Below are 563 nucleotides of genomic sequence, written 5' to 3'. Positions count from 1 at the left end.
GCCATATCTGCTTCCACCATAATGCGTACCAGTTCTTCAAAGCTGGTGCTGTTGGGATTCCAGCCCAGTTTGGCCTTTGCTTTAGTCGGGTCTCCCCACAGGTTCACCACGTCGGTCGGACGGTAAAAGTCTTCGCTTACCTCTACCAGACATTTGCCCGTGGCTTTGTCGTAGCCTTTCTCGTCAATGCCTTCGCCCTTGAATTCCAGTTCGATACCTGCATATTTGAAAGCCAGATAGCAGAATTCTCTTACCGAATGTTGCACGCCGGTAGCTATCACAAAGTCTTCAGGCTTCTCCTGTTGAAGAATCAGCCACATACATTCCACATAGTCTTTGGCGTATCCCCAGTCGCGCAGCGAATCCAGGTTACCCAGATACAGACGATCCTGCTTACCTTGCGCGATACGTGCTGCTGCCAGCGTGATTTTCCGCGTTACGAAAGTTTCGCCACGGCGTTCGCTTTCGTGGTTGAACAGGATGCCCGAACAGCAGTACATGTTGTATGCCTCGCGATACTCTTTTACAATCCAGTAACCGTACAGTTTGGCAACAGCATAAGG

At 50.4% G+C, this 563-nt stretch carries 1 protein-coding gene; it reads right to left on the bottom strand.

Annotation, left to right across the window (positions count from 1 at the left end):
• Nucleotides 1-563: GDP-mannose 4,6-dehydratase (locus QVP67_RS08580; protein WP_288180049.1), on the bottom strand; the 563-nt coding region annotated here is incomplete at both ends.

The organism is Bacteroides sp. CAG:633, assembly GCF_000435115.1.
Classification (GTDB): domain Bacteria; phylum Bacteroidota; class Bacteroidia; order Bacteroidales; family Bacteroidaceae; genus Bacteroides; species Bacteroides ndongoniae.
The sequence above is the reverse complement of the archived record's forward strand: the minus strand, read 5'-3'. Positions and strand labels throughout refer to the sequence as shown.